8 protein-coding genes and 1 pseudogene are annotated in these 7,944 nt (G+C 55.4%); 6 read left to right on the forward strand and 3 right to left on the reverse strand.

The features are described 5' to 3' along the window. A pseudogene (locus RT613_RS21735) lies at positions 1 to 351 on the reverse strand (coproporphyrinogen III oxidase); the annotation flags it as partial. Between the two features lie 197 nt (positions 352 to 548). Here RT613_RS21735 and fnrN point away from each other — a divergent pair. Continuing rightward, on the forward strand, positions 549 to 1,274 hold the full coding sequence (fnrN, locus tag RT613_RS21740; RefSeq protein ID WP_313618461.1) for a transcriptional regulator FnrN: 726 nt from the start codon (positions 549 to 551) through the stop codon (positions 1,272 to 1,274). A 399-nt stretch (positions 1,275 to 1,673) separates the two neighbouring features. On the opposite strand, the gene RT613_RS21745 is transcribed toward fnrN, so the two are convergent. Further along, on the reverse strand, positions 1,674 to 2,075 hold the full coding sequence (locus tag RT613_RS21745) for a hypothetical protein (RefSeq protein WP_313618462.1): 402 nt from the start codon (positions 2,073 to 2,075) through the stop codon (positions 1,674 to 1,676). Between the two features lie 195 nt (positions 2,076 to 2,270). Between RT613_RS21745 and sfsA the strand changes: the two genes are divergently transcribed. From sfsA to RT613_RS21770, 5 genes are all read left to right on the forward strand, one after another. Next, the gene (gene sfsA / locus RT613_RS21750; RefSeq protein ID WP_313618463.1) at positions 2,271 to 2,993 is read left to right on the forward strand and encodes a DNA/RNA nuclease SfsA; all 723 of its coding nucleotides are present in this window, start codon (positions 2,271 to 2,273) and stop codon (positions 2,991 to 2,993) included. Between the two features lie 31 nt (positions 2,994 to 3,024). Continuing rightward, positions 3,025 to 3,861, forward strand: a complete 837-nt coding sequence (gene map / locus RT613_RS21755; RefSeq protein ID WP_313618464.1) for a type I methionyl aminopeptidase — start codon at positions 3,025 to 3,027, stop codon at positions 3,859 to 3,861. Positions 3,862 to 3,864: 3 nt separating this feature from the next. Then, the gene (gene radC / locus RT613_RS21760; protein WP_313618465.1) at positions 3,865 to 4,713 is read left to right on the forward strand and encodes a RadC family protein; all 849 of its coding nucleotides are present in this window, start codon (positions 3,865 to 3,867) and stop codon (positions 4,711 to 4,713) included. Positions 4,714 to 4,889: 176 nt separating this feature from the next. Next, positions 4,890 to 5,312 (forward strand): TadE/TadG family type IV pilus assembly protein, encoded by a 423-nt coding sequence (locus RT613_RS21765; RefSeq protein ID WP_313618466.1) that lies wholly within the window; start codon positions 4,890 to 4,892, stop codon positions 5,310 to 5,312. After that, complete coding sequence (locus tag RT613_RS21770) at positions 5,313 to 7,046, forward strand: TadG family pilus assembly protein (protein WP_313618467.1); 1,734 nt, start codon at positions 5,313 to 5,315, stop codon at positions 7,044 to 7,046. 74 nt (positions 7,047 to 7,120) lie between these two features. Here RT613_RS21770 and RT613_RS21775 read toward each other — a convergent pair. Beyond that, on the reverse strand, positions 7,121 to 7,944 hold an 824-nt coding region (locus tag RT613_RS21775; protein ID WP_313618468.1), incomplete at its 5' end, for a 3-deoxy-7-phosphoheptulonate synthase.

Consider the following 7,944-nt stretch of genomic DNA (forward strand, 5'->3'; position numbering starts at 1 on the left):
ATCCTCGGGCTTCAGCATGGTTGGAGAACCGCCACCGAAATGCACGGCCGTGACCTTTGCGTCGCGTGAAATGCGCTGACCGACGGCGGCGATTTCCGCCTTCAGCGACTTCAGATAAGTGGCAATGGGTTCATATTTCAGCGTGTGCTTGGTGTGACAGGCACAAAACCAGCACAAGCGGTCGCAGTAAGGTATGTGCAGATACAATGACAAATTGTCGCGATCACCCAGTTTGCCGAGCCATTGCGCATAAATGTCGCAGTTTACCCCCTCGTGGAAGTGGGGTGCTGTAGGGTAACTCGTGTAACGCGGAACCGCGCCGGAATATTTTTCGAGAAGCTTTTCCGACATGCAATTTCTACCTTGGTCTTCCAAAAACATAACCCGAAAGTAGCGTCTGTGACAGTTTGCAACTTTGACTTCGATCAAATCAGGGGCTACATTCCACAAAGATAGTCGTAGGGGGACATTCGGCTTCGTCAAGAAACCTGGGAAGGGTATGTGGTGCCAATTTTGGGCACTTTACCGCAACTATCGGATTGGGTCAGATGGATACGCTGCTTAAAAATATTCATAACTCGGAGGAACCTGTCGTCTGTCGCTCATGCGAGGCGCGACACGGCGGTGTGTGCAGTTCCTTGAGCCCTGCCCAGTTGACGGAGCTCAGCAAACATTCCAGCCGTCGCAAGCTGGAGGCTGGCAATGAGCTGATTGGCCAGGGCGAATCTGTGTCCACCTATGCCAATATTCTCAATGGCGTGGTCAAACTGTCGAAGATGATGTCGGATGGCCGCCAGCAGATCGTTGGCCTGCAATTTGCCCCTGACTTCATGGGAAGACCGTTTGTCGGTGAAAGCAACACCACGGTTGAGGCGGCGACGGATGTCAACATCTGCGTTTTCCCGCGCAATGTAGTTGACCGTATCATCAACCAGTCGCCGCAGATGGAGCACAAGCTCTATGACCAGTCGCTGAAGGAACTGGACGAGGCTCGTGACTGGATGCTGACGCTGGGCCGCAAGTCCGCACAGGAAAAGGTGGCCAGCTTCCTTTACTTGATTGCCACCCATATCGACCCGGAAAATGACGACAAGTCGAGTTTCGACCTGCCCTTGTCACGTGCCGATATTGCCGATTTTCTGGGCCTGACGATTGAAACGGTCAGCCGCCAGATGACCAAATTGCGCAAGGAAGGTGTCATTCACATCGAGAACAACCGGCACGTCACCGTGCCAGATCTTGATCGTCTGAATTATGCAGCAGGCAACGACTGAGCAGGCTTGCTCAGTGTCTTTACACCGACGGCTCCAGCCGAATCATGCCGTGGAAAAAGATTGGGTGCCTTTGCCTCGCTTGCGGAAAACAGAATTCCGTAAGCCAGCACCACTGCAACAACGAATTTCATTCCCCAGTCCCCAAGAAACCGCGGCCACTGATCTGACCGCGACAGGCGCCGTTTCAAACCGTCTCAAAGGCCTGATTGACGCAGAGGCAACACTAGGCGACAAAACATGATTTGCCGTTAAAAAACCAAGTAATTCAACGCTTAAGCCAATTGGTAAAAAGCGAGATATCGCTTTAATCTGCCATTGGGCATAAAAATGGCGCCTTGGATTTTGATCATCCGGGCGCCATGAAATGCAATCTTGAAAACGCGTTATCTTGAAAACGCATTACTGCGCGATTTGCGCCTGCGCATCTTCACCGTGATGGATGGCCAGATTTTGCAGTTCCTGCAACTGGCGGCGATATTCCGCCTCGCTGACCCGGCCTGACCGGCGGGCCGATGCCAGAGCCGAAAGGCGCTTTTGCAGTTCCATAGCTTCACTGTCGGACATCTGGTCAGCAGCGGAGGTTAGTGGCTTTGAGAAGGTTGGATAGGTGCCAGTGTCCTGCTTGACTGCGGGCTGGGCACTCACCGGTTGTGGGCCAACAACCTGCGCCACCGGGCGGGTATTAAAAGATGCAGTGGTGTCCACCTGCTGTGGTGTCGTGCAACCCGCCAGCAACACAGCAACAAAAACACCGGGGACCAGTCGCATTCCCGCTTTGACAATCATCAAATTGTTTTTCATCGATCTGTCCCGGCAATTATCCCGCAGGATAAAATTACTTCACTTTGCCAACCAGCCAATAATTCAGGCTCTGCGGCTCAACTTGTATTCGTTTTCGCCCGGCATGTGCAAACACAAAGATTATAAATATTGTGGAGCAATTTCACGTCTCAATTTGCACTTGCAAGCGATCGTGCAAACGCCCAGATAAGTGCGATGATTTTCAGCTCATCCCTCGTGCCTGCCCGGTTGATAAGCCGTTACAAACGCTTCCTTTTCGATGCAGAACTGGAAGGTGGCACCGTGATCACCGGGTCTTGTCCCAATACCGGATCAATGCGTGGCCTGACCGATCCGGGCTCACGCATCTGGCTGTCGAAACACGACATAGGCCCCACTCGCAAATATGCCTACAGGCTGGAAATGGTGGAAGCAGACGGCACAATCGTCGGCATCAATACAGGCATGCCGAATCGTCTGGCGGAAGAAGCGATCCAAAACGGGCTGATCGAGCCACTGTCCGGTTACGACACTCTGAGGCGGGAACAGAAATACGGCCTCAATTCACGAATCGACTTTCTGCTGTCCTCTCAAGGCAGACCGGATGCCTATGTCGAAGTCAAAAACGTACATTTCATGCGCGAAGGCGGATTGGCCGAATTTCCTGACACCGCAACCTTGCGCGGCACGAAACATCTTCAGGAACTGGGCAATATGGTCGCAAGCGGTCACCGTGCCGTGATGCTCTATCTGATCCAGCGCGCAGATTGTGATCGCTTTCGCATATGCGGCGACCTCGATCCCGTTTATGCTGCGGCTTTCGGCCAAGCCCTGGAACGGGGTGTTGAAGCCTATGCGGTAAAATGTCGTGTTTCACCGCTGGAAATTGCAGTCGATGGGGTCGTTGCGATAGACGAACCCGGTATTGCTGTTTTATGAACAGAATAGAAAACGACAGGAAAAACGGACAATGGTGACCTATATCGACGCAGCCTCTGCCCCACTCAAGAACACGGGCGCAATACGGCTGTACAATGCAGAGGATTTTGAGGGCATGCGTAAAGCATGTCAGCTGACCGCACGCTGCCTCGATGAGCTTGCCAGCATCGTGAAACCGGGCGTTGCCACCGACACGATCGACCGTTTTGTGTTCGAGTTCGGCATGGACCATGGCGCCCTGCCCGCCACGCTCAATTATCGTGGTTATACCAAGTCAGTCTGCACCTCGATCAACCATGTGGTCTGCCACGGCATTCCAAATGAAAAGCCGCTGCGCGAAGGTGATATCGTCAATATCGACGTGACCTATATCCTCGACGGCTGGCACGGTGATTCGAGCCGCATGTACCCGGTCGGTGAAATCAAGCGGGCTGCGGAACGCCTGCTTGAAGTGACCCATGAATGCCTGATGCTGGGCATTGCGGCCGTTCGCCCCGGCGCACGCACTGGCGCAATTGGTGCGGCCATCCAGGCGCATGCGGAAGCCGCGCGCTGCTCCGTCGTTCGCGATTTCTGCGGCCACGGCGTTGGCAAACTGTTCCACGACACGCCAAACATTCTCCATTACGGCGAAGCCCATGAGGGACCGGAAATCCGCGAAGGCATGATCTTCACCATCGAACCGATGATCAATCTCGGCAAACCGCATGTGAAAGTGCTTTCCGATGGCTGGACGGCCGTGACCCGTGACCGCTCGCTGACCGCTCAGTACGAACATGCTGTTGGCGTCACCGCAACGGGTTGTGAAATCTTCACCCTGTCACCCGGCGGCCTTGACCGGCCAGGCCTTGCTCCCCTCAAGGCTTGATCCATGGCCAAACGCCCTGCCCGAACTGCAGAACATGAAGCACTTGCCTCAACCTCTGCCCGGCAGGACAGTCTGGACTTGTCCCTGACACTGGACGATGAGCGCGCTTTTTTTGGAAGCGTCAAAGCCAACACCACCCCAACATCTTTAGAAAACAGCGTAGAGACCGAGCCGGCAGCGCATGCGCACTATCACGGCCACCGTGACCGGCTGCGGGCACGGTACCGCGACAATGGCGAAACAGCCCTTGCCGATTATGAAGTCCTTGAACTCCTGTTGTTTCGCCTGATTCCGCGCAAGGATACCAAACCGATTGCCAAAGCCTTGCTTGCCCGCTTTGGTACTTTAAGCGGTGTGTTCGGCGCGCCTTTGCATTTGTTGCAAGAGGTCAACGGCATTGGCGAGACCGTGGCGCTTGATATCAAGCTGATTTCCACCGTTGCCCAACGGGTGCTGAAAAGCGAAATCCGCGACAAGCAGGTGCTGAGTTCCTGGTCTGCAGTGATCCAGTATTGCCACGCCGCCATGGCCCATGAGACGCGTGAACAGTTCCGCATCCTGTTTCTCGACAAACGCAATGTGTTGATTGCCGATGAGGTGCAAGGGCTTGGCACGGTCGATCATACGCCGGTTTATACACGGGAGGTCATCAAGCGGGCGCTGGAGCTTTCCGCCACCGCCTTGGTGCTTGTCCACAACCATCCAAGTGGCGATCCCGCCCCGTCACGCGCCGATATCGACATGACAAAAGTCATCATTGAGGCAGCACGTCCGCTTGGCATCCTGATCCATGATCACATCATCATTGGCCGGGATGGCCATGCCAGCCTGAAGGGTCTGGGCCTGATCTGAGGCGTCGCCAGCCTATCCTCTCCTCGCCTGCTTATTCACGCAAAATTTAGAAAAAACATGGGCTTAGGGTGTTTCACTTCGGGCTATTCACGCCCGAAACGCATCAACGATTCCTTAATCAATAAGGCTCAGTATATTCGAATATAAGAATATTAAGATTAAAAACAGGACGCACCATGACTTCAATACGCAGTGTGTTGCGCGATAAATCAGGCGCTTCAGCAGTCGAGTTTGCGATCATCGCCCCGATGTTCATTCTCATTCTGCTGAGTTTGCTCGCATACGGTATTTACCTGGCGGCTGCAAATGCAGTCCAGCAAGTGGCAGCAGATGCTGCCCGCACCGCTGTTGCCGGATTGAATACGAAAGAACGGGAAACACTGGCAACGGATTTCGTCAAGAAAAGCACGTTGAACTACGCCTTCCTCGACAAGAACGCCTTCACCGTTACCGTCGGCAGCGATCCGGTCAATCCCAACCAGTTCACAGTCACCATCGAGTATGACGCTCGCGGCCTGCCGATCTGGAGTCTTTACACTTATGCCCTGCCGGAAAAAAGCATCAAGCGGTTTTCCACGATCAGGATCGGAGGAGTCTGAATGTGGTATTTTTCGAGGCTGGCACGTCGCTTCAAAAACGACAGGTCCGGCAACATTGCGCTGACAGCAGCCCTGACATCGCCCCTGCTTTTGGGTGTTCTCGCACTTGGAGTCGATTTTGGTTATCTGACCGTTCAGAAAAGACAGGCCCAGCAGTCTGCTGACCTTGCAGCCATTTCAGGCGCCACTGATTTGAGCAACCCCGAACAATCGGTTGCCAATTACTTCCAGCTCAACGGCCTCAATCTCGGTGTTGTCACGCCGTCAGGGCTGATTACCGCCAATGGCCTTGTGCCATTCGACCGGCAAGAGCCCTTCACCAGTGTTGGCGGTTATGCCGAGGTTGTCAAAGGCCGCTATGTGCCCGACCCCAACGTGGCCGTTGGAGAACGTTTCGTTGCCAATGCTGCACCGGCCAATGCGCTGAAAGTGACAATCACCGAAAAGGGGCAGATATTCTTTGCTGGCGCCTTCGCTTCCGCCCCGACCATTTCGGCCACCGGCACCGCGTCCGGCAACCAGCTTGCCGCCTTCTCAATCGGCTCACGGCTGGCCAGCGTCAATAATGGCCTGCTCAACAGCGTGCTTGGCGGTCTGCTTGGTACGACATTGTCGCTCAACGTCATGGATTACAATGCATTGCTCGATGCCGATATCAATGCGCTGCAGATGCTCAACGCACTGGCGCTTGACCTCAACCTGACGGCCGGCACCTACAAGGACGTGCTGAATACCGAAATTACCTATGGTCGCTTTCTGGCCGCGCTGGGCAAGACCACCGGTGTCAAACCGGCCGTTGCCACGGTGCTGAAAACGGTGGAGCGCGCAGCCAACAAAACCCAACTGACGCTGAAACTGGCCGAGGTACTCAATCTCGGTCCGGTTTCGGAACAGTTAATCGGCACCGGTGAAAACCTGAAGGTCATGGCAACGGTGTTTGATCTGGTCAACGCCTCTGCCATTGCGGCCAATGCCGGCCAGCAGATTTCCGTTGATCTTGGCGCAGGCATTCCCGGTCTTGCCTCCACCAAGATCAGGCTGGCAATCGGCGAACCGCCAGTTGGCACACCCCCGCTTGCGGTGGGTGCACCTGGAACCATTGTGCGCACAGCACAGACACGCCTCTTCGTGGAAGTGGCGGTTGATGGCCTGAGTGCCATTGCCGGTCTTCGGGTGCGGGTGCCGATCTACATCGACCTTGCCCAGTCCGAGGCGCGGCTTGCAGCCATTCGCTGCACCGGCGGTGGTCAGGGCACTGTGGATGTGGATGTCGTGCCGGGTGTTGCTGATATTGCGCTTGGCGATGTCGATACATCTGCCTTCAACAATTTCGGCAAGACACCGCGTGTGACACAGGCTGCAGTGGTCGATTCCGCCCTGCTGAAAATTCTCGGCAAGGCGCAGGTCATTTCGTCCAACATGTCGACCACGCGGCTGACCTTTTCGCAGGCTGAAATCACCCAGGCTGCGGTCAAGAGCGTCTCGACACGCGACACTGCAACCTCGCTCGTCCAGTCGCTGCTGAAAAACCTCGACCTGGATATCAAGGTCCTCTTCCTGACACTTGGAACACCAACACTGGTTACCTCAGCTCTGGCAGACACGTTGTCACTGGTCACCAAGCCGCTCGACACCGTGCTTTACAACACGCTGCTGGTTCTGGGCATCAAGATCGGCGAAGCCGATGTGCGCGTCACTGACGTGCGTTGCATGCACCCTGCCCTCGTGCAGTAAAACTCTCCTCCTCACGACAAAAAAGCCGCCGGATCTCTCCGGCGGCTTTTGCATGTCAGTATCGGGCTTCAGGCTTAGGCGTTGGCAACAGCCAGGCGCTTTTCGTCGCGACCACCCTTCATGCGCTCGGCAAGAAGGAATGCCAGCTCCAGAGCCTGATCGGCGTTCAGACGCGGGTCGCAATGGGTATGGTAACGGTCAGACAGCGAGTCTGCCGTTACGGCACGTGCACCACCGGTGCATTCCGTTACGTCATTGCCGGTCATCTCGACGTGGATACCGCCTGGATGCGTGCCTTCGGCGCGGTGGATCTGGAAGAAGCTTTCCACTTCCGACAGAACACGCTCGAATGGACGCGTCTTGTAGCTGTTCAGCGTAATCGTGTTGCCATGCATCGGATCACACGACCATACGACCTTGCGGCCTTCACGCTCTACAGCGCGGATGAGGCGCGGCAGATGGTCGGCAACCTTGTCATGACCGAAACGGCAGATCAGCGTGAGACGGCCAGCCTCGTTGGCCGGGTTCAGAATGTCGATCAGTTCGAGAAGACCATCAGCCGTCATGGACGGGCCGCACTTCAGGCCGATCGGGTTCTTGATACCACGGCAGTATTCAACATGCGCATGGTCCGGCTGGCGTGTACGGTCACCGATCCAGATCATGTGGCCAGATGTTGCATACCAGTCGCCCGAGGTGGAATCGACACGGGTCAGCGCTTCTTCATAACCAAGCAGCAGAGCTTCGTGGCTGGTGAAGAAGTCTGTTTCACGCAGGCTCGGATTGTTTTCTGCCGAAATGCCGATGGCCTTCATGAAGTCCATGGTTTCGGAGATACGATCCGCCAGCTTGCGGTAACGGTCGGCCTGCGGGCTGTCCTTGATGAAGCCGAGCATCC

It is taken from the genome of Agrobacterium sp. (assembly GCF_032092815.1).
GTDB lineage: Bacteria > Pseudomonadota > Alphaproteobacteria > Rhizobiales > Rhizobiaceae > Agrobacterium.